The sequence below is a fragment of the Glaciimonas sp. Gout2 genome (assembly GCF_035018905.1).
Lineage (GTDB): Bacteria > Pseudomonadota > Gammaproteobacteria > Burkholderiales > Burkholderiaceae_D > Glaciimonas.
This window is the reverse complement of sequence record NZ_JASJXA010000003.1, coordinates 161702-183691: the sequence shown is the minus strand read 5'-3', so window position 1 is coordinate 183691 and position 21990 is coordinate 161702. Positions and strand designations below refer to the sequence as shown.

Genomic DNA, 21990 nt, shown 5'->3' with positions numbered 1-21990 from the left:
CCCCATTTTTTGATTGGTCAGGAACACTATGAAAACAACTCTCTCTTTTTTACCTTCTATTTTTTTTGCACTTATCATTAGCGCGATAGCCACCACCAGTATCGCTAACGCAGACACTGGCCACGCTTCAAGTGAAAATCCTGCATCAGGCGCACCAGGAACGATCACGAAAGTCAACAGGACAATCCATATCGCCATGGCCGACGACATGCGCTTTACACCCGCCAATGTCACCGTCAAACAGGGCGAGACCGTCAAATTCGTGGTCGCTAACAACGGTAAATTGCAGCATGAAATGGTCATCGGCAGCACGGCTGAACTCTCCAAACATGCTGAAATGATGCGTCAAATGCCGGAGATGAAGCATCACGAATCAAACCAAATAACCGTAGAGCCAGGCAAAACTGCCGATCTCATATGGACGTTTGGCAAGACAACGAAGGTCGACTTTGCCTGCCTGGAACCGGGCCATTTTGAGGCCGGAATGAAGGGGAAAGTAAACGTCGTGGTCAGTGAATAAATATGAAAATGTTGAAAACTAATATCTTCGCTCTTAGGACAACCATGTTTCGTCGCCGCACCGTAGCATCACTCGTCACCATATTTTTAGTATTCGGCATCAACAGTACCGTCTTTGCGGCAAAACCCGTCATCGCCGTCTTTAAGGATGCAAATTGCGGATGCTGCACCGGTTGGATTAAACATTTAGAGGATAGCGGATTCGCGGTCAATGCCACAAATGTTGCCGATACTTCAGCGTATCGTAAAAAATTTCAAATCCCAGCCACCTTGGCATCATGTCACAGCGCCGTGGTCGGCGGCTACGCAATCGAAGGCCATGTTCCGGCCAAAGATATTCAACGATTATTGAAAGAACACCCAAAGGCAATCGGACTTGCCGTACCAGGCATGCCTTCCGGCTCGCCGGGCATGGATGGCCCGAACAAAATGGCTTATGACGTGATACTCGTAAAAAATGATGGTACGCAATCGGTCTTCCATCATTACGCGGGTGATTGATATGGCTAATTGTTACGGCTGATTGTTACGGCTGATTAATACGAGAATTTCAGCAATACCAGACTACAATTATTATGCGTTATTTCGTAACGAGCTGTAAAACCGTTATGTAAATTTCTTCGAATAACGCACCATACAATATGTCACGCCGCGCCTTCCTGAGAATAGCCAACTGCGTATTATCGTGACGATATCAGCCGATATGAATGCATTCGATGCGTATATCGCTGCGCATCTGGCCAACGTTTGCACTGGCACCGGCCACACCTCTCTTTCAGAAAAGGGTTTCATCGATGACACATTTGTACTTATTAAGCAATTTTGTGGTGATCGCGATCACCTTATTAATCGGTGTCCCATTGACGAGCATGGCGAACACCCATGTGGATAGAGCCGATAGCAAGACAGAATTAAGTGAGCCAAACGACAATGTTGCGCTACCGCTAGTCAATGGTGAAATCATCAAAGTTGATCCGCTTATTAGCGCTATCACCATGAAGCATGATCAAATTCCTAATTTTGGGATGCCAGCGATGACGATGACGTTCAACGTGAGCGATAGTGAAATGCTGCATCAGTTCAAGGCCGGAGATGCGGTTAAATTTTCGATTGGCAAACGTAATGGCGCGTTGACTATCGTGAGTCTGGAAATGAACTCATAAATCAATAAAAACGGGAGCCCATCGGCTCCCGTTTTCTATACTCCATAAAAGTACGATTAATTGTGTCGTACAAGCGCGTGCATGCCTAAGTCCAATTGTCGATAAATGTCTATCAACCATACGAACCGCGATAGACAGGCCTAGCCGACCGGCGATGTTGCAATCGCACACTGCTTATTTAAATACAACAGTCTTGTGACCATTGAGCAATATTCTATGCTCGACAAACCACTTGACGGCCCGCGCCAGGACGACAGACTCAACATCGCGACCAATCGCAGTCAATGTATCAGGTGCCATCGCATGATCAACCCGCGCCACATCCTGCTCAATAATCGGGCCTTCATCCAGATCACCGGTCACAAAGTGCGCCGTGGCACCGATCAACTTAACACCCCGGTCATGCGCCTGATAATAAGGTTTTGCACCTTTGAAACTAGGCAGAAAAGAGTGGTGAATATTGATTGCTCGTCCTTTCAAGGCCGTGCACAACGCGGGTGACAATATCTGCATGTAACGGGCCAACACTACCAAATCAACGTTGTTCGTTTCGACCAATTCTAAAATACGTGCTTCTTGCGCCAATTTAGCCGCCGCAGATGCACCATTCGCCAGCGGCAAATGGTGAAAAGGAATGTTGTAACTTGCCGCTAATTGGTAAAAATCGGTGTGATTGGAGACAATCGCGGGAATTTCGACTTCTAGCAAACCACTCTTGTAGCGAAACAACAAATCGTTCAAACAATGACCGATTTTGGACACCATTAACAACATGCGTGGCTTTTTAGCTGCGTCGTTGAGTTGCCACGTCATTTGCATGGACGCCGCAAGTGCGGCAAATGAAGCACGCAACGCCTCATCAGCCAAGGTCGGATTTTCCGAGGAAAAATGCACACGCATGAAAAATAAGTTCGATTGCGCATCCCCGTATTGGGCTGAGTCGAGGATATTGCAGCCATATTCGGCCAGAAACCCCGATACACGATGGACAATACCGCGCTGATCGAGGCAAGACAAAGTAAGAATATATTCTGGATAGCTCATCATTATTTTTGTTGGGTTGCAAACCAGCCCGTACCAGTAAGACTTTAGCTTTGGGCGAAGGCTGCCATTGTCGCATGCCTTCAGCAGACAAACAAAACCCGGGCAAACTATAAAGAATGCCCGGGCTTGTAAGGTGAAAAGTACGGTGAAAATTTAAATGCTTCGGCTCTTAAATATATTGCCTAAAAACAAATAAAAATCTCAAAACACACCAGAAACATGTGCTCATTCATGCCATAACATGGTCACACCGCTAAATCTATACGTCAAACGCTGCTAGAAGCAATCGCAACAGGTGGTGCGACCTTGGCAGAGGCTGTGCCAACCTGAACTTCACCGATCAGTTGACCACCTTCTTCGATCACAACTTTGCCGTACCGAATTTTTCCTGAAACTTTACCTGTGGCATAAATCACCAATTTTTCGCGTACAGTCAGGTCGCCATTAAATTCACCATGAATTTCAGCCAAATCGATTTCAGCAGAGCCAATGAAAGCACCCTTTTCAGCAATGTGAATGACACGGGAATTCATAGTGGCTTCAACGCGGCCTTCAACGACCAGCGTATCGCAATCGGTAATCTCTACGCCTTTGAGCTTTATATTTGGGCCCACAATCAATTTACTGCCGCCTTCACTCGTGCTGGAAGCGTTCGAATGTTGTGAGGACAGCATGGAATTGCCTGGTGAGCCAACTTGGTTACCCGCTTTTGGAAAACTAGACGGGCTATTCGGCGACAAATTGTTAGTTGCGCTGAGAGGGGAAGTTGGTGTCGGTGTTTCGCGCTTACCAAAAAGCGTTTCTGAACGAAGCATGAAATCTCCTGATGATGATAGTACGCACTGTGTGCCTGGAACATGCAGTGACATACGGATAAAAATAATTAAACTTGGCTGCCCCGTTACCCGGCGCTGAACAAGCCGAAGCCGAGCGAGTGTTTTTCGTCGTAAGTTTCGCCGTAATGCGTATTACGTTATTTGGATTGCATTAGATTGACACATTACCAAGAGTCAACTTTAAAGCGTACCGCAAAAATGTATTGGGACAAAAGACACTTGCTTGAGATACAGATAAATCCTAAAAAGTTCACGTTTAGATTTAATCATTTGTAACAGTCTCAAAATTTTGTGCAGTTGCTTTCAATTTTTATTCTCACAAACTGCTCGGATTAAAACCCATCACAACATGTTAAGCGTTCTACGTGCACATGCAAGCTGTTATGTTAAAGCAGCAGCAAATTTTTGCTCTGAAAGATTAAAGTTTCGTATCGACAGAATCGCCCGTAAATCAAAACAACGCATGGAAAACGCGCCGAATACTGCATGAGTCGCTATACTTAGAGGCCTCAACAATATAGGCTGCATGGCACTTCTCGCCGCGCAGCAAGCCGGAGAAAAAATTCAATGAAGCAATACCTCGACCTTGTACGAATGGTTCTGGACAATGGAAGCTGGCAAGAAAATCGTACAGGAATAAGAACCATCAGCATGCCGGGTGCGATGATGCGCTTCGACCTTCAAAAAGAGGGATTTCCGGCTGTCACTACCAAAAGGTTGGCTTTTAAGTCCGTCGTTGGTGAACTAGTCGGATTTTTAAGAGCATCTCGTAATGCCGCCGAATTTCGCGCATTGGGATGCAAGGTATGGGATCAAAACGCAAACGAAAATGCTGCGTGGCGTGCAAATCCGTATCGACTAGGGGAAGACGACCTAGGCCCTGTATACGGTGTCCAATGGCGCGCCTGGCCCGCCTATAAACTATTGGAAAAAACCGAGGTTAGCCAGATCGCAGATGCCCAGCAAAGAGGATTTCGGCTGATTTCCTCTTTACAAGAGGACGGGAAAGAAAAAGTTCTTTTATACAAAGCGATTGACCAGCTTCGCGATTGTCTGGACACAATTATGGAAAATCCAGGTAGTCGGCGTATTTTATTTCACGGTTGGAATTGTGCCGATCTGGATGCCATTGCACTTCCGGCGTGTCATCTTTTATACCAATTTTTGCCCAATGCCGCGACTAAAGAAATATCGCTTTGCCTCTACATACGAAGTAATGACATCGGTTTAGGTACGCCATTTAATCTCGCTGAAGGTGCTGCATTATTGCATCTAGTCGCACGGCTCACTGGCTATACGCCGAAGTGGTTCACCTACTTCATAGGCGATGCGCATATTTATGAGAACCATTTGAGCATGCTGAATGAGCAACTCCAACGTGCGCCCCATCCAGCCCCGAATCTGGTGATATCGGATCGCATTCCTGATTTTGCAAAAACAGGAAAATACGAACCGGAATGGCTAGAAAAAATCGAACCTGGTGACTTTTCGCTTGATAGCTATCAACATCATGCACCACTGACTGCCCCGATGGCCGTCTAAAATCGCTGCCGACCATGCCGTGCGAGTGTGACGGCTTGCGGTGGCAGACTGATTTTGTCGCATCGCTCATCCGCAAACAATCAGGCAGCAGGAATTACCTATGCTTAATTTTTAAAGCCTGGGAAAAGACAAAAAAAATCTCGCTGCGGCGTTGATCAAAATTTGCTATCACTAGCCATCAAAATCGTCGGCTTATGTTTATTTTCCACCGACAAAATATTAACCACGTTCCAATTATTTTAAGCGCCAGCACCGGCGGTAGTCGGCGTTTTCTTGTGACTTGCATCGTCCTGCCAGCCGCCACCAAGCGCCTTATACAGCGAGACGGTGGCTTGTAATCGCTTCAATTTCAATGCGCCTAATTCGTTCTGCACGTCTGATAAAGCCCGTTGCGTATCCAGCACGGTCATCAAATCTTCAGCACCAACCCGATAGCGAATCTCCGACAAATTAAACGCAAAACGGGCTTGTTCCATTTCGGTCGTTTTCAATGAACGTTGCTCGTCCAGACTTCTGATCTGACCCAGCACGGTATCTACTTCCGACAGCGCCGCAATAACTGTTGACCGATAAACCTGCACCAACTCCTGCTTTTGTGCGATTGCCAAATCCCGTTGATTTTTCAATAGGCCAGCATCAAAAATCGGTGCTACCAAGGATGTTCCCACGTTGGCGAGCAAGTTGGGGCCATTAAATAATGATAACAACGCACTACTCTGTGCGCCCGTCGATCCGGTCAGGCGAATACTCGGAAACAAAGCAGCACGTGCCACCGCGACGTTCGCATTGGCCGCCGCAAGTTGTGCCTCGGCGCGCCGAATATCCGGTCGCCTTGAGAGCAACTCCGAAGGCAGTCCAGGCGTCACATCGGGCAGCCCTATGGTGTCAAGTCCGTGATCTGCCACTTTGAAGGTTTGGGATGACCGACCTAACAAAATCGCCAGCGCAGACTGCGCCTCACGTTCTTGCTGCATTAAATCTGGAAGCGAAGCCTTTTGTCCGGCGACTGCCGAGCGCTGACGGGCGAGATCCAGTGGTGATGCGGCTCCGGCGCTACTTTGCGCCTCGACAAGCACGAGCACTCTTTGAGCGTTCGCCACATTCTCACGCGCGATATTGATTCGGTCATGCAATGACAGTACCTGCAAATACGTGGAAACGATGCCACTTGTGACGGTCAAAGCGACAGTTTGACGATCATAACGATTCGCTTTTAACGAGGCTTCCGCAGACGCCAGACTGGCCTTATTCTTTCCCCAAAAATCAATTTCGTAACTGACCTGCAACAGTCCGCTTGCCGAAGTATTCGCGCTTCCGTTATTTCCTAGGGGCAGATCGCGATTACCACCGGCAGAAAATTCAGCAGTGGGTAATAACGGTGCACCCGCAATGCGTGCTTGTGCTTCCGCCTGTCGCACGCGCGCAAGGGCCGCTGCAATCTCGAGATTGCTATGCTGGCCCTCATCGACTAATTGCGTTAGCTCAGCGCTGCCAAAACGCTTCCACCAGTCATTATCGGGCCACTCCTGGTTGCTCGCCTTTCCACTTAATGTCCAACCTGCCGGCATCTCTACTGCCGGAGGCGGCTCCGATATAGGGATATTGTGCGCACAGCCAGCTAAAACGGCGCACAGCAAACCTAACATTAATGTGGACAGGGACGGAGGGGATAAAAATGTCAAGTGAAACAATCGAGAAAGGCGCATGTCCGGCTCCATTAACGCGTTACCGATGTAACGCTTGCACCATTTGACGGATTACTTGGCGAAATAACATTTTTAGGCTGTGGAATCAGTGTCGAAAATGATGCTGCCGCGGGAGTCACCGACTTGTTTGCATTCGACGAATTGGTCGCATCGCTTGTAGTTGCGGGAGTTGCAGCCGCGGCGGGCGTAACTGGCGGACTCACCGGTTTAGGCTTAAGCAGTACAGCAGGAACAGGTCCAACTAGCAACTGTTCGCCGGCTGCTAAACCGGATAAAACTTGTACTTGTTGCTGATTTCGTATGCCAATTTTTAGCTTCCGCACACTGAGTTGTTGATTGCTATCCAAGACATTAGCGCTATAAATGCCATCGCTATCAGGTTTAGCCAATAGCTTTATTGGCAGTAAGACAGCATCCTTAGCTTGTGCCACGATGAACTCAACCTCCGTACTCATACCGCTCATTAATTCCTGATCAGGGTTATCGACTTCAAATAACACGTTATAAAAAGTCTGCTTACCTTGCTCGCCCGATCCATCTGCGGGTACAGGAATTACCTGACGTAACTTGCCTGACCATTGTTTTCCCGGATAACCCGGCGTCGTAAAGTTCGCCGTCATGCCGCGCCGCAAACGCGTAACATCAATTTCGGCAACACGCGCCTGAACAGTCATTTTTGACAAATCGGCAATACGCATCAGTGGAACAACCGGCAGCGGTGCACCAACCGATTGTCCTGCGCGGGCATTCAGAGCAACTACCGTTCCCGAAATAGGCGCCAATACCTGCGTGTGCTGACGACTCTCCTCGTCGAATTTAAGTGTGGCCTCAACCTGGCGAATCTGTGCATTAATAGCATCCACGCGGGCGCTCGCAGAGGACATACTCATGCGGCTGGACTCAAAAGATTCTTCACGCGTGGCGTTTTGCGCTTTGAGTTGCGTTTGGCGTTTAAACTGCAATTCAGCAAAATCCATCTGCGCGCGCTGGTCTGCCAGTTCAGCCTGTAACCGCGCCATTTGAGCACGATTGGTTTCGACTTTGGCGGGCTGTAAAGTTGGTGTAATTTCAACAACCATCTTGCCGATCTGCACCGTATCGCCGACGGCAACCAGCACATCCTTGATTTGTCCGGTTACCTGCGCGTTGGCATCAGCGTATTTGTAAAGTTGGAGCTTTCCGCCCGCCTCAACCGTCTGTTGAATATCCCCGCGCTGAATAGTCACCGTATCGAACTTGATTGGCGCTGGCGGTCCCATCTCAGGATTGATGGCCGATACCGGCTTCGGCTGTTGCAACACTTGCGCAATTACAACCCCTGCGCTAAGCACGACTACGAGCGACAATCCGACAGCAAGACTGCTGCGACGAAATAGCCGAGAAGAAAAACGAGAGGCAATAGGTAAAGCTTTGGTCTGATCAACAGTCATTGGTAGCACGTCAAAATAAACAAAAAAATAGCTGGCTAGAATCACAAATAGCCCAAGCGTTGACCAAAGGTCTGCGTCGGGCGAATAATAAATACATAACTAAGGGTGTGACGTAGATTAATTTTTTGACAAACATGACGAAAAAACACAATCCGCGTATTTGAAATACAACCCGTATTTTAGACGGAATAACCAAAATACTCCGTCGTGCGCCAAAACAGAATGGTAACAGTTGTTACGAAACGCACTAACATTTAGGGGAGTCAGGCCCATTCGCTATTAATACCGAAGTCACTTTAGTGACTGAATTTTATTGTCCTGAGCGCTTAATCAGGCGCTTCATAAAACGCTTAATCAGACGTTAATTTAAAGACTCCGTCACCCGAACCGGCACTGTACCTCTGCATTTTGAATGCCTATCAGGGCATCTTAAAAGGATGCATATTCTTTTAAGATGCCATGCTCAAACACAAATAATCAGGTTGAGTAATCTGATTGCAATAGAAACGCAAAGACGCTCACTAGGAAGAGGCAACGTTTCTTTCGGTCAATCCCATCCACAAGCGATTGGCCTCTGGTGCACTCCATACGTCCAAATGCAATTGCGACAACATCAATGGATTATCCAGTACAGCACTTTTTTGGCCAGAGGATAAACTATCGGGTCCATGGATCAATGCTGCTTTGATTAACGCGGCATGCGCTGCGACACTAGCGGCAGGAATATTTGGCCGCGCCGTGACCGAAGCACAGACCAATGCGTTAATAATTGGATCAACCACTGCTTCAGTAAAACCAGCCAAGCGTCTGCTTGCCTCGTTATATGCCGTAGTCGCGGCAAGTTCGGGTGGTAAATCGACCTCTTCCGGAATCACAAATAACCCAGCGTGGCGGAAACTGCGCCCCAATGAAACTCGGCTTGAAAATACTGATAATGGAATCGAAAGCACCAGAGAGCCGACAATCGGCAATAACCACCACAAAAATGATGGTTCCAAAAAGAATACACCTGCGCCCCACGCTATCCCCAGCGCCGTGTGCCAGCCGTGTCGCCGAACTGCCTCGCCCCAAGTGGTTTCCGTATCTTCGCGAGGCGGTGACTTCCAGCTAATCGCCCATCCAAGAAAAGCACCGACCACAAAGCGCGTGTGGAATAACATCCTGACCGGGGCCAGCATCATAGAAAACAACAATTCAATGATCATGCCCATCGTTAGCCGGACAACACCGCCAAACTCACGTGCGCCTTTAGCCCAAATCAAAATGACGCTCAAGATTTTAGGAAGAAATAACAGCGTCGCTGTTGCGCTAAATAAAGTTAACGCCTTCTCAGGATGCCATTCCGGCCACACGGGAAATAGTTGACCCGGGGTCACAAAATATTCAGGTGCAATCAACGTATGCATGGCAAGCAACGCCGTCGACAATACTAAAAATCCGAACCAAAGTGGTGCCGAAATGTACGCCATCACACCGGTAACAAATACTGCACGATGAACACCATGCATGCCGCGCGCCAGAAATAATCGGAAATTCATCAGATTTCCCTGACACCAACGGCGATCGCGCTTAAGTTCATCCAATAGATTTGGCGGCATTTCCTCAAAACTACCAGCCAGATCATAAGCAATCCAGACGCCCCAACCAGCGCGTCGCATCAATGCCGCTTCGACAAAGTCATGTGACAGAATTTCACCGGCCAACGATCCTTCGCCAGGCAGCGGTGCGAGAGCGCAATACTTCATGAAAGGCGTCAACCGGATAATCGCGTTGTGGCCCCAATAGTGCGACTCGCCCAATTGCCAGTAATGCAAACCTGCGGTGAACAACGGCCCATATACGCGTGTAGAAAACTGTTGAATCCGCGCATACAAAGTATCGCGGCCAGCGGCACGCGGCGCGGTCTGAATAATACCAGCGCTTGAATTTGCTTCCATCAAACGCACGAGTGTCGTCAGACAGGTGCCGCTCATGACACTATCGGCGTCCAGCACAATCATGTAATCATAATTCGCACCCCAACGGCGGCAGAAATCGTCGATATTGCCACTCTTGCGCTTAACCCGACGGCGACGGTGTCGATAAAAAATACGACCAAATCCCCCGAGCGTGCGACATAAAGTTACCCATGCATCCAGTTCTGCAGTGCAGATATCGGGATCACCGCTATCGCTTAGTACAAAGAAATCGAAACGATCCAACTCACCACTTTGCAATACCGACTCATACGTCGCACGCAACCCAGCAAATACGCGATTGACGTCCTCATTACAGATCGGCATGACAATCGCCGTTCTCACATTGCCAGCAATCGGCCCAGGCGCCGCATCTTCCCGCGAAATAACGTAGCGATCGGTCCCGCGCATCAAAACCAGAAAACCTGCCATCGCAGTCCAGAATCCCGCCGAAACCCAGCAAAACAGAATCGCAAACAGGACGAGAGTCAGCATCTCCAATGGTTTAGTGCCATGGTACGGCAGCACCGTACTCATGAAATAGGTGGCAACCACCGTCTGTGCCAACATCAACATGACTAACACGAGGCGGCGCAGATTTCCATTGTGTCGCCAGATCCCACGTGGATCGTGCGTTTTCTCTTTCAGGACGGGGTGTTCAACACTAGTTTGTTGCGCGGTTTCCTGCGCCGTCGCACGCCTTCTGGATTTCAAGCTCGGGCGGCGATCAAAGGCGCGATTAGCGTTTTCGATCCAGCGCACGATAGGATTCAACGTCCCCCAAGGACGAGCAACGATCGGCGTCCGCTTCAATGGCAGCGCAATTGTTATCCGTGTTCTGCCACTTGCATCAGTAACGATCTCCGGTGTCAAGCCCGTAGAATCACGATTGTCTTCCCCGGACGAGCCGTTATAGTTTGATACATTGTCAGATGGATTGTTTAAAACCGTACCCGATACGCTGTCAGACAGGCTATCAACGTCCTGCGGAACTCCATACGCCAACTGCAAACGATTGGCGATTGATGCATATGCCGGATTAGTTGCATTAGAAACACTGCTGGCATCGTCAATCTCGGCCAGCGCCAGGTGCAACGCGGCCATTTCTTCGGTCGATGTCGCTGACGGACTAAAATGCATTCGCTCGGACAACAGCTTACGCTGCCGCGGCGACAGAGGAAGGCGCTGGAGATAGGAATCGCTAGGCGAATGTTCGTCAATCACCTGCGATACTGGCTTGAGCGCTAGTTGGGCGGTAATATGTAACTCCACGTTTCAGATAAGGTTGTATTGGCGTTACGCAAGAAAGCACGTATCTCGACCGGTTTATTTTCTTCGTTCCGGCGCAACTTGATATTGATGCGCCACCCGCCGGTAGCTTCATTTTTGACCGCTTCGCTGCTCAATAGTTTGCCGTTATCATCAACACTGACAACCGCATCCAATTTTGTGTTTTCAGGCAGCTTCTTAAAGGCCGGACCCTCAAAATCTACTAACAAACCGATACTGTCATCAGGCTTAGCCTGAAACCCATTGCCGCGTCGCGTTTGCGTTACCCATGATAAAGGTGAACTCTTCTCAGCGTCTTTTTGCCATAAAAGTGTGTACTCAATGTTGAAAGGTTGGCCCACTTTTGGCGGGGTATCAGGTACCCAATAAGCAACAATATTGTCATTTGTTTCATCCGGTGTCGGGATCTGCACTAACTCGACTCTCCCAGAGCCCCACTTTCCTTTGGGCTGAACCCAGGCACTCGGCCCTTTTTCGTAGCGCGAGCTAAGATCTTGATACGCGGCAAAGTTACGCTCGCGCTGCATCAACCCAAAACCAATCGGATTACTCAAGGTGTAAGACGTGACCAGCAAACGTTTAGGATTAACCAATGGTCGCCAAATCCACTCGCCAGTGCCAGACGCTACCAATAACCCATCTGAATCATGCACTTCTGGCCGATAATCTTCAACAGGTGACCGTTGATTTTTGCCATATAAAAACATACTTGTAAGCGGTGCAATGCCTAATTTGCTCACGTTTTCGCGCAAATAAAGTTGCGCTTTGACCTCAATCGCCGTATCAACTCCGGGCTTCAGAATAAAGCTATATGCGCCAGTCACCCGACGCGAATTAAGCAATGCGTAGATCGTCAGTTGTTTATCACCGGCTTTTGGCCGTTCAATCCAAAATTCTACAAACTGCGGAAATTCTTCGCCCGAGTTCAACGCAGTGTCAACCGCCAATCCGCGCGCCGATAATCCATAGCGCTGATCCTTGCCGATAGCACGGAAATAGCTTGCGCCCAAGAACGACAACACTTCATCTTTATAACTGGTGTTATTAAGCGGGTAATGAACACGGAAGCCAGCAAACCCAAGCCCGCGCAATTTACTTGGATCTATTTTATTTGCGCCATAGGTAAAATTGTTGGGATCAAAGCGAATCTCACGTACGTTTTTACCGAGGATCTCATTCATTTTGACCGGCTGGTTAAACAGGTGGCCCTCATGAAAAAAAGCTAAATCAAATGGCAACTTAGCACTAGCCCACGGTGATTTTTCAGACTTGAACCGAATGTCTCGATACTGCTCCAGGGTTAAATCATCAACCTCTTTTGGTATATCCGGGACAGGCTTAACATAAGCCTTAGCTGATAACGCTTTAGCCCGTTGCGCAACGTCGTTAAAATTAAACGCTGAAGCATACTGAATAGGAAGTAGGCATCCCATAATGATTAGTGCTGGCGCCAACATGACGCGCGTTGGTGTCGAAATAAATGACTTCACCGAAGAAAAATATTTTAAAAACATTGGATTCCCATTTGGCACTGCTTTGATTTGCGAAATCACCGCTCGTTAGCTGATTGCCACTATCAATAGATATTAGCTTACAGCGTTGGATTGTTTATTTATTTTCGCAAAGAAGCATCTTTGGATGCTTTAATACAGAATTATTTGCCAAATTTACATTAAATCAAACAAAAATACCTGCTAATTGACACGAATTAACATTACATAAAAGCGATCAATGCTAAGGGACAATACGCATTAACCCAGCTTCTTTCTTGTTAATAAGCAAATTTACATACCGAGTTATGATCAGCGTAAGCCACCAAAGTTCCTCTGGATGTTTATAGTAAAATCGCAGCAATTCACGCGTATGTCATCATACTGTCCCACTATAGCGAAGTGTTGAGAGCTAAATTTATATGCTTGAAGCGATCAAATGTAATCATTGACGCCAATGACGCCAACGTATCAAACCTCCGTCACCACCTGATCAGTTCGATAAAGCAACAAAATTTACCGCACATTTTAAAAAGTCCCTCCATTGACCAAACCTGCGCCCGCCATGCCTTTTATTCTCACTATCATTGTCGCCACTGATGCCAAAAATGGCATCGGCATTCGCAATACCCTTCCATGGCATTTACCGGAGGATTTGGCGCACTTCAAACGCACCACGTCGGGTCACACGATTATTATGGGTCGTAAAACATTTGAATCCATTGGGCGGCCTCTGCCAAATAGGCGCAATATCGTCATTACCCGTAATCCAGAATGGCAACACGAAGGCGTGGAAACCGTGAACTCTCTCGAAGCCGCCGCCGCGCTAGCGAATTCAAGTGTTAATGATGCCGATGCTGCTGGGGAAGCCTTCGTCATCGGCGGTGCCGAAATCTACGCTGCTGCGCAACGCCTTTGTGACCGTTTAATCGTGACTGAAATCAGCAAACGCTTTGACTGCGACGCCTTCTTTCCGGCATTAGATCCGCAACAATGGCAAGAAACGTCACGTCTCTCACATCACTCCGCAGCCAACAATTTCGACTACGCCTTTGTAGAATATCAAAGACGACAATCGTTTAACGCTTAAGAACAGCTGTAATGGGTCGAATTTTTTGATCATACTTTTAATGCCATATTATTAAATCATTGTATTAAGTCATTGTGTTAAGTCATCTTATTGCACCCTATTTTTAGGACAACGTTGCGGGCTGATTTTTTTGCTAGTGTTTTGGTACATTTCACCCCAATTTTGCACATATCTGCGAAAATTCGACTTTCACCTTTTTAGTGCCGCAAAGTTGCCCTCTACCTTAAGAGCAGCGAGCGACGCAAGTCATTGATCAGCGAACCAGCGGCCCAACCGGGAACCGCGTTCGCTGTTCCTGTTATCCACACCCGTCTCTTGGAGACCGCATGAAATTCCGCTTCCCTATCGTCATCATCGATGAAGATTTCCGCTCAGAAAATACCTCCGGTCTCGGTATCCGGGCCCTCGCCGACGCGATGGAAAAAGAAGGCATGGAAGTTTTGGGTGTCACCAGTTATGGCGACCTGTCGCAATTCGCCCAGCAACAATCGCGAGCGTCCGCCTTTATTCTCTCGATCGACGATGAGGAGTTCGGGGCAGGTTCATTCGAAGAGACCGATCACGCGCTGAAATCGTTACGCGCCTTTGTCGAAGAAATCCGCTACAAGAATGCCGACATCCCGATCTATTTATACGGCGAAACCCGCACTTCACGTCATATACCAAATGACATTCTGCGTGAACTGCACGGCTTTATTCATATGTTTGAAGACACGCCTGAGTTTGTCGCCCGGCATATTATTCGCGAAGCCAAATCCTATCTGGACGGCCTCTCGCCGCCCTTCTTTCGTGCGTTGGTACACTACGCCCAAGATGGCTCTTACTCTTGGCACTGTCCCGGCCATTCTGGCGGCGTCGCCTTTTTAAAATCACCGATTGGCCAGATGTTTCATCAATTTTTTGGTGAAAACATGTTGCGTGCCGACGTTTGTAACGCCGTCGAAGAACTCGGTCAGTTGCTTGATCATACGGGCCCAATCGCTGAATCCGAGCGCAACGCAGCACGCATTTACAACGCCGATCATTGTTACTTCGTTACCAACGGAACGTCCACCTCAAACAAGATGGTGTGGCATTCAACCGTTGCGCCCGGCGATATCGTCGTCGTGGATCGCAATTGTCACAAGTCGATTTTGCACTCGATCATTATGACCGGCGCAATCCCGGTCTTCCTGATGCCGACCCGTAATCACCTGGGTATTATCGGTCCGATTCCGCTAGAAGAATTTACGATGGAAAGCATTCGGAAAAAGATCGAAGCCAATCCGTTTGCCCGGGAAGCATTGAATAAAAAGCCACGTATCCTCACGATTACGCAATCGACTTACGATGGTGTTATTTATAACGTTGAGACGCTGCAAAACATGCTCGATGGCGAGATCGATACTTTGCATTTTGATGAAGCATGGTTACCGCACGCCACTTTCCATGATTTCTACAAAGACATGCACGCGATCGGCAAAGATCGCCCGCGTGCAAAGAAATCAATGATTTTTTCAACGCAATCAACCCACAAATTGCTAGCGGGTCTATCGCAGGCATCGCAAGTGCTGGTGCGTGAATCGGAAACCGTGCAACTCGATCAGGACGCTTTTAATGAGGCGTATCTGATGCACACGTCCACCTCGCCACAATATTCCATCATTGCGTCCTGCGACGTCGCAGCGGCGATGATGGAAGCGCCGGGCGGTACTGCGCTGGTCGAAGAAAGTATTCTTGAGGCGCTCGATTTCCGCCGCGCCATGAAAAAAATCGATCTCGAATGGGGCGCGGATTGGTGGTTTCAGGTGTGGGGACCAAACTCGTTCTCAGAGGATGGTATCGGCTCACGAGAAGACTGGGTAATCAAGGCTGAAGACGATTGGCATGGCTTCGGCAATCTGGCACCCAACTTCAATATGCTCGATCCGATTAAGGCAACCATCGTTACGCCAGGGTTGTCACTTGACGGTCAATTTGGTGATAGCGGAATACCGGCTTCGATTGTGACCAAGTATTTGGCCGAGCATGGGGTTATCGTTGAAAAATGTGGTTTGTATTCATTCTTTATCATGTTCACTATCGGCATTACCAAAGGCCGCTGGAACACGTTGCTGACAGCATTGCAGCAATTTAAAGACGATTACGATAAGAACCAGCCCATCTGGCGTATTCTGCCGGAATTCGCTCGCGCTAATAACGGTAAAAACTCTCGCTACGAACGTCTTGGTCTACGCGACTTGTGCCAGCAAATTCATGAGACCTACAAAGCCTATGATATCGCGCGTCTGACCACTGAAATGTATCTTTCAGCGATGCAACCGGCCATGAAACCATCCGACGCTTTCGCCAAGATGGCGCATCGTGAAATAGATCGCGTACCAATTGACCAGCTCGAAGGCCGCGTGACATCGATCCTATTGACGCCCTATCCGCCCGGCATTCCGTTGCTGATTCCTGGCGAACGTTTCAATAAGACTATTGTTGACTACTTAAAATTTGCACGGAATTTCAATGAAAAATTTCCGGGATTTGAAACAGACGTGCATGGCCTGGTGAAGCGTGAAGTGAATGGCAAGCGGGATTACTTTGTCGACTGCGTTCGCATCGAAGCTACAAACCAATAGCAAATAAAAAATAGCCAAAAAAATGGCCATATCAAATGTGATATGGCCATCAATGGCTTATTCCATTCTGAATGCGCCAACCTATCGCACAGTCATCAACTTAGTCATCAACTTAGTCAGCAGCGCGGTAATCAACGCAAACAACCTATGCAGGTTAAGCTTTAGGTAATGTGACGCCTTGCTGGCCCTGATATTTGCCGCCGCGATCCTTGTAAGACGTTTCGCACACTTCATCGCTCTCAAAGAACAAGACCTGTGCACAACCTTCGCCTGCATAAATTTTTGCTGGCAATGGCGTCGTATTGGAAAATTCCAGTGTCACGTAACCTTCCCACTCTGGCTCGAATGGCGTCACATTGACAATGATGCCGCAACGGGCGTAAGTCGACTTGCCTAAACAGATCGTCAGGACGCTCCGTGGAATACGAAAATATTCGATGGTACGCGCCAACGCAAACGAATTTGGTGGAATGATACAAACGTCACCGACGAAATCGACAAATGATTTTTCATCGAAATTCTTCGGGTCTACAATGGTCGAATTGATATTGGTAAAAATCTTGAATTCATTGGCGCAACGAATATCGTAGCCGTAGGACGAAGTGCCGTATGAGACGATTTTATTACCATTTTCTTCACGCACCTGCGTGGGCGAGAACGGCTCGATCATGCCGGTTTCCTGCGCCATGCGACGGATCCATTTATCGGATTTGATAGCCATAGTGTTCTCTTCTTTGTAAAGGTAGTGCAACTTCAAACCAGAAATGGTGGAGCAATTATTAATCTTTTTCAGTCGTAGGGCAGCAATGCCGCCACAAAATTACCACAATGTACGGAGATGCCAGACGTTAGCCTAACGTACCAAGATTAAACTGATTAATCGACAATTTCAGTAATGAAAATAGCGAAATAGATAAAATATGTTTGCGCAATTTTACGCGAATCAACGGCGCTCTTCGACCACAAAGTGTTGAGGCACCCAACGTACCACCGTCACGCAGGCAACTTCCCTGTCATTACAATGACGTTGATCCCGTCCATCAGCGCCTTGCAGCTTAGTTACCAATGCGCTTACCGCTGCATTGTCTCCCATACTTTTTGCAGCCGTTTGACTGAAACCGGCATCGGTGTTTTTAGTTCCTGCGCAAATAGCGAGACGCGCAGCTCCTCCAGCATCCAGCGAAATTCCTGCATTTTTGGATCGACGCCCTTCCCTTGCCGCTCTTTTTGCGCCCGTTGCCAAGGTGTTGCGACCTGCGACCATTCAGTTAGCGAACGCGCATCGCGACTAGGCTCAGCGCGCAACTTCTCCAAACGCACACTAATTGCCTTCAGATAGCGCGGAAAATGCGTTAAATTCGCATAATCGTTTTCAGCAATAAAACGCTTGTTCACCAAACCCATTATTTGCGCCTGAATATCTGCAACTGCCGCCGTTTGCGCTTTAACGCCTTGTAACTTTTTCGGCAATCCGTGATATTCAACCAGTATCAATGCGGTTAATCGTGCAATTTCGTTGCATAGCAAACCAAGACGAGATTTGCCTTCGTCCTTACGTTGCATGAATTGTGCCGCATTCATAGGCAGTGGCGCTTGGAGACAGGCGCGCTCGAGTCCGGCCGAAATAATCTGGTCACGCAATTCTTCATGCGATCCAAGAGCCATAAACTGCATTCCCATTTGCTGCATTCCAGGAATATTTTTTTCAAGAAATTTCAGTTGTTCTTTTAACTGAAGCGCAAATAAACGGCGCAAACCTAATCGATGGATGCGCACCGCTTCGTTCGGATCGTCAAAGACTTCCAGATCACAATGTGTGATCTTATCAACCAGCGCCGGAAAACCAATCAGCGTCTGTTTGCCTTGCTGGATTTCCAGTAGTTCTGGCAACTCTCCAAAACTCCAACTGGTCAAATTGCTATAAGCAGCGACGCTGGTGCCAGTCTGTGCACCCGTGTTTGCCGACACCACTTTAGTCGCACCTTGCGAAGCCGCAGCGTGGCTTGATGACGCTGGAGGGGTGACAAGCCCGGCATGTGTGGCAGCTATTTCGCTTGAAACAACCCCGGTCTTTTCCGCCAGCTTCTGAAAACTCTCACGCGCCTGTCCGCCCAATTCAGCTTGAAGCGCAGCAAGATTACGGCCCATATCAAGTTGCCTGCCATGCTCGTCGATGACTTTGAAATTCATCGTATGGTGCGCTGGCAAAGTCTCCACCTTAAAGTCGGAGATTCGCACCGCGACGGTCGTTTCAGCGCGTACGTCAGCAATCAATGCGTCCAGCAAATTGCCGTGGCCGAAGGCACTACGCGCCTGAATCCGCTCACAAAATCCGGCAGCATAGTCAGGCAGCGGCACGCAGTTACGACGTATTTTTTGGGGCAACGATTTCAACAGCAGATGCACTTTCTCTTTCAGCATCCCGGTTACCAGCCAATCGCACCGATCAACGTACACCTGATTTAATGCATAGAGCGGGACGGTCAGCGTAACGCCATCCCGCGGTGTGCCGGGCTCAAAGTGATACGACAATCCCATCTCAATACCGGCAACCCGCATCACCTTGGGAAACAAATCCGTCGTGATACCCGCCGCTTCATGACGCATCAAATCGTCGCGATTCAAATAGAGCAAGGTCGGATTTTTATGCGTCGTATCCTTGAGCCATTTCTCAAAAGTAATACCATTACAAATATCGACCGGAATCAGCTTGTCGTAAAACGCCGCAATCAGCTCTTCGTCGACCAGCACATCCAGACGTCGCGACTTATGTTCCAGATTTTCGATCTCACGGATCAGTTTTTGGTTGTGGGCAAAAAAGGGTGCACGCGTGTCATATTCGCCGCCGACCAGCGCATCACGAATAAAAATCTCCCGCGCCTCTTTAGGATTGATCAGGCCGAAATTAATCCGCCGCTGGCTATACACCACCAACCCATAAAGTGTTGCGCGCTCTGAGGCAGAAACCTGCGCCACACGCTTTTCCCAGCGCGGTTCGCCGTAGGATTTTTTCAGTAAATGCGCGCCGACTTTTTCCAGCCATTCCGGCTGAATCTGAGAAACGCAACGCGCATACAAGCGCGTGGTATCGACCAGTTCCGACGCCATCACCCACTTTCCGGCTTTTTTCGTTAATGAAGATCCCGGCCAGATATGAAACTTGATGCCGCGTGCGCCCAGATAATGCGGATCGTCGTCAGCCTTAAAGCCAACGTTACCCAACAACCCGGTCAACAACGCCGTGTGCAAATTATCGTAAGTTGCTGGCGCTTCGTTTAGTCGCCAGCCTTGTTCCCTCACGATGGTCAACAGTTGCGAGTGAACATCGCGCCATTCCCGCAATCGTAATTGCGACAGGAAGTTAGCACGACAATTATCCTGCAACTGGCGATTGGTTTTCTTGTGCTCGATGGCTTCTTCAAACCATTTCCAGATTTTTAAATAGCTTTGGAATTCGGATTTTTCATCGGCGAATTTCTTATGTGCCTGATCAGCGGCAGCTTGCGCATCCATCGGTCGATCACGCGGATCCTGGACCGATACTGCCGATGCAATGATCAGCATTTCGGATAGACAAACGTTATCCAGCGATGCCAATATCATGCGGCCAACGCGTGGATCGAGCGGTAATTTTGCCAATTCGCGCCCAGTTTTGGTCAACTGATTATTGTCATCAACGGCGCCAAGTTCCTGCAACAATTGATAACCGTCGGCAATGGCGCGTCCCGGCGGCGGCTCAATGAATGGAAACGTTTCAACATCGGTCAAATGCAACGATTTCATCCGCAAAATCACCGAAGCCAGCGACGATCGCATGATTTCCGGTTCGGTAAATTTTGGACGTTGAAGATAGTCGCGTTCTTCGTATAGACGAATACACACACCCGCAGCCACCCGACCACAACGCCCTGCGCGCTGATTCGCCGCCGATTGGGCAATCGGTTCAATCTGTAATTGCTCAACCTTATTGCGATAACTATAACGTTTAACACGTGCCAAACCGGCATCGACCACGTAACGAATACCGGGAACAGTGAGCGAGGTTTCAGCTACGTTGGTCGCGAGGACAATGCGGCGGGCATTCGATACCTTAAATACCCGCTCTTGTTCCTGCGCCGATAAACGCGCAAACAACGGCAAAATCTCTACATGCGGCGGATGATGTTTGCGTAATGCTTCGGCAGCGTCGCGAATCTCCCGCTCGCCGGGTAAAAATACCAACACATCACCAGAACCAACCCGCGCCAGTTCATCAACGGCATCAACCACCGCATCCATCAAATCGCGTTGATCACGGTCGCGCTGTGCTGCGTTCGGAGCTGCGTTGTGTGCTGCATTGGGCGCACTTGACGCACCACCCGGCCTTACCGCTGTAGTCGACGGATTAACGCCGCTACGATCCGCGTTATCGACCGGCCGGTAACGCACCTCCACTTCGTACAAGCGTCCAGATACTTCTATCACGGGTGCCAATTTATCACCGTGACCAAAATGACGCGCAAAACGATCAGCATCAATCGTCGCTGAAGTAATGATCAACTTCAGATCAGGCCGTTTGGGTAGTAATTGCTTCAGGTATCCGAGCAGAAAATCGATGTTAAGACTGCGCTCGTGCGCCTCATCAATGATGATGGTGTCATATTGCCGCAACATCGGATCGGTCTGCGTTTCGGCCAGCAATATCCCGTCAGTCATCAGCTTGACCCACGCACCTTTGGTCAACGTATCGTTAAAACGCACTTTAAAACCAACGTGCTCGCCCAACGGCGATCCCAGTTCCTGCGCAATCCGCTTAGCTGTCGACGACGCAGCAATCCGGCGCGGCTGCGTATGCCCAATCAAACCATTGAGACCACGACCTAATTCAAGACATATCTTCGGTAACTGCGTGGTTTTCCCTGATCCGGTTTCACCGCAGACAATAATGACCTGGTTAGCCAGCAAAGCTTCAGCAATTTCAGCGCGTCTGCCCGATACCGGCAATTCCTCTGGAAATATGATCGGCGGCAGTGGATTGCGTTCCGGTGCGGTTCGCGGTCTTGCTTCCCGCGGCAAACGACCTTCAGAACGTCGGGGTCGATTTGAATCAGCGCTGATAGTGACGGGAACAGGTCCGGATATCGAACTTGGTGCAGGTGATTGCGCCGGACGTGATGAATTTTCCTGACGCGGAGGGGCTTCAGAGCGTGGCGGCCGGCGTGAATCTGCGGGCCGCATTGGTTTATTGGATTCTGATACTGGCATGGGATAAGAATTATACAGAGCGCAGCACGCCTACGCAGCAACCGCTTCGCGAAAAGCGGTCACAAACGAGAGAAT

Annotated in this window: 14 protein-coding genes; 6 read left to right on the top strand and 8 right to left on the bottom strand. The window is 48.8% G+C overall.

The features are described from left to right. The first annotated feature begins 28 nt into the window (after window positions 1-28). The 3 genes from QN379_RS04410 to QN379_RS04400 all read left to right on the top strand — a co-directional run bounded on the left by QN379_RS04410 (window position 29) and on the right by QN379_RS04400 (window position 1682). Window positions 29-520 (top strand): cupredoxin family protein, encoded by a 492-nt coding sequence (locus QN379_RS04410; protein ID WP_323506106.1) that lies wholly within the window; start codon window positions 29-31, stop codon window positions 518-520. A gap of 44 nt (window positions 521-564) precedes the next feature. Beyond that, the gene (locus QN379_RS04405; protein WP_323506105.1) at window positions 565-1020 is read left to right on the top strand and encodes a DUF411 domain-containing protein; all 456 of its coding nucleotides are present in this window, start codon (window positions 565-567) and stop codon (window positions 1018-1020) included. 215 nt (window positions 1021-1235) lie between these two features. After that, window positions 1236-1682 carry a copper-binding protein gene (locus QN379_RS04400; protein WP_323506104.1) on the top strand — a complete coding sequence of 149 codons (447 nt, stop codon included), beginning with the start codon at window positions 1236-1238 and terminating at the stop codon, window positions 1680-1682. 174 nt (window positions 1683-1856) lie between these two features. On the opposite strand, the gene purU is transcribed toward QN379_RS04400, so the two are convergent. After that, a complete protein-coding gene (gene purU / locus QN379_RS04395) occupies window positions 1857-2726 on the bottom strand; it encodes a formyltetrahydrofolate deformylase (RefSeq protein WP_322240496.1) in 870 nt (289 codons plus the stop codon). 266 nt (window positions 2727-2992) lie between these two features. After that, window positions 2993-3541, bottom strand: a complete 549-nt coding sequence (locus QN379_RS04390; RefSeq protein ID WP_323506103.1) for a polymer-forming cytoskeletal protein — start codon at window positions 3539-3541, stop codon at window positions 2993-2995. A gap of 588 nt (window positions 3542-4129) precedes the next feature. Between QN379_RS04390 and QN379_RS04385 the strand changes: the two genes are divergently transcribed. Then, on the top strand, window positions 4130-5104 hold the full coding sequence (locus QN379_RS04385; protein WP_322236436.1) for a thymidylate synthase: 975 nt from the start codon (window positions 4130-4132) through the stop codon (window positions 5102-5104). A gap of 239 nt (window positions 5105-5343) precedes the next feature. Here QN379_RS04385 and QN379_RS04380 read toward each other — a convergent pair whose 3' ends face one another. The 4 genes from QN379_RS04380 to QN379_RS04365 all read right to left on the bottom strand — a co-directional run bounded on the left by QN379_RS04380 (window position 5344) and on the right by QN379_RS04365 (window position 12999). Continuing rightward, entirely contained in the window at window positions 5344-6810 is a 1467-nt protein-coding gene (locus QN379_RS04380) for an efflux transporter outer membrane subunit (protein WP_322236434.1), read from the bottom strand. Between the two features lie 11 nt (window positions 6811-6821). Continuing rightward, window positions 6822-8240 (bottom strand): efflux RND transporter periplasmic adaptor subunit, encoded by a 1419-nt coding sequence (locus tag QN379_RS04375; RefSeq protein ID WP_322236432.1) that lies wholly within the window; start codon window positions 8238-8240, stop codon window positions 6822-6824. A gap of 521 nt (window positions 8241-8761) precedes the next feature. Next, window positions 8762-11467, bottom strand: a complete 2706-nt coding sequence (gene mdoH, locus QN379_RS04370) for a glucans biosynthesis glucosyltransferase MdoH (protein WP_322236430.1) — start codon at window positions 11465-11467, stop codon at window positions 8762-8764. Beyond that, window positions 11440-12999: a glucan biosynthesis protein G gene (locus QN379_RS04365; RefSeq protein WP_416186814.1), complete on the bottom strand. Its 1560-nt coding sequence runs from the start codon at window positions 12997-12999 to the stop codon at window positions 11440-11442. The genes mdoH and QN379_RS04365 overlap by 28 nt, the downstream gene beginning before the upstream one ends. A gap of 541 nt (window positions 13000-13540) precedes the next feature. Here QN379_RS04365 and QN379_RS04360 point away from each other — a divergent pair. Both QN379_RS04360 and QN379_RS04355 read left to right on the top strand, forming a co-directional pair. Next, entirely contained in the window at window positions 13541-14065 is a 525-nt protein-coding gene (locus QN379_RS04360; protein ID WP_322236429.1) for a dihydrofolate reductase, read from the top strand. 326 nt (window positions 14066-14391) lie between these two features. Next, window positions 14392-16671: an arginine/lysine/ornithine decarboxylase gene (locus QN379_RS04355; protein WP_322236426.1), complete on the top strand. Its 2280-nt coding sequence runs from the start codon at window positions 14392-14394 to the stop codon at window positions 16669-16671. Between the two features lie 154 nt (window positions 16672-16825). Here the strand turns inward: QN379_RS04355 and dcd are convergent, their stop codons facing one another. Next, window positions 16826-17392: a dCTP deaminase gene (dcd, locus tag QN379_RS04350; RefSeq protein WP_322236424.1), complete on the bottom strand. Its 567-nt coding sequence runs from the start codon at window positions 17390-17392 to the stop codon at window positions 16826-16828. Window positions 17393-17742: 350 nt separating this feature from the next. Continuing rightward, window positions 17743-21915: an ATP-dependent RNA helicase HrpA gene (gene hrpA / locus QN379_RS04345; protein WP_323506102.1), complete on the bottom strand. Its 4173-nt coding sequence runs from the start codon at window positions 21913-21915 to the stop codon at window positions 17743-17745. Between the last annotated feature and the right edge of the window lie 75 nt (window positions 21916-21990).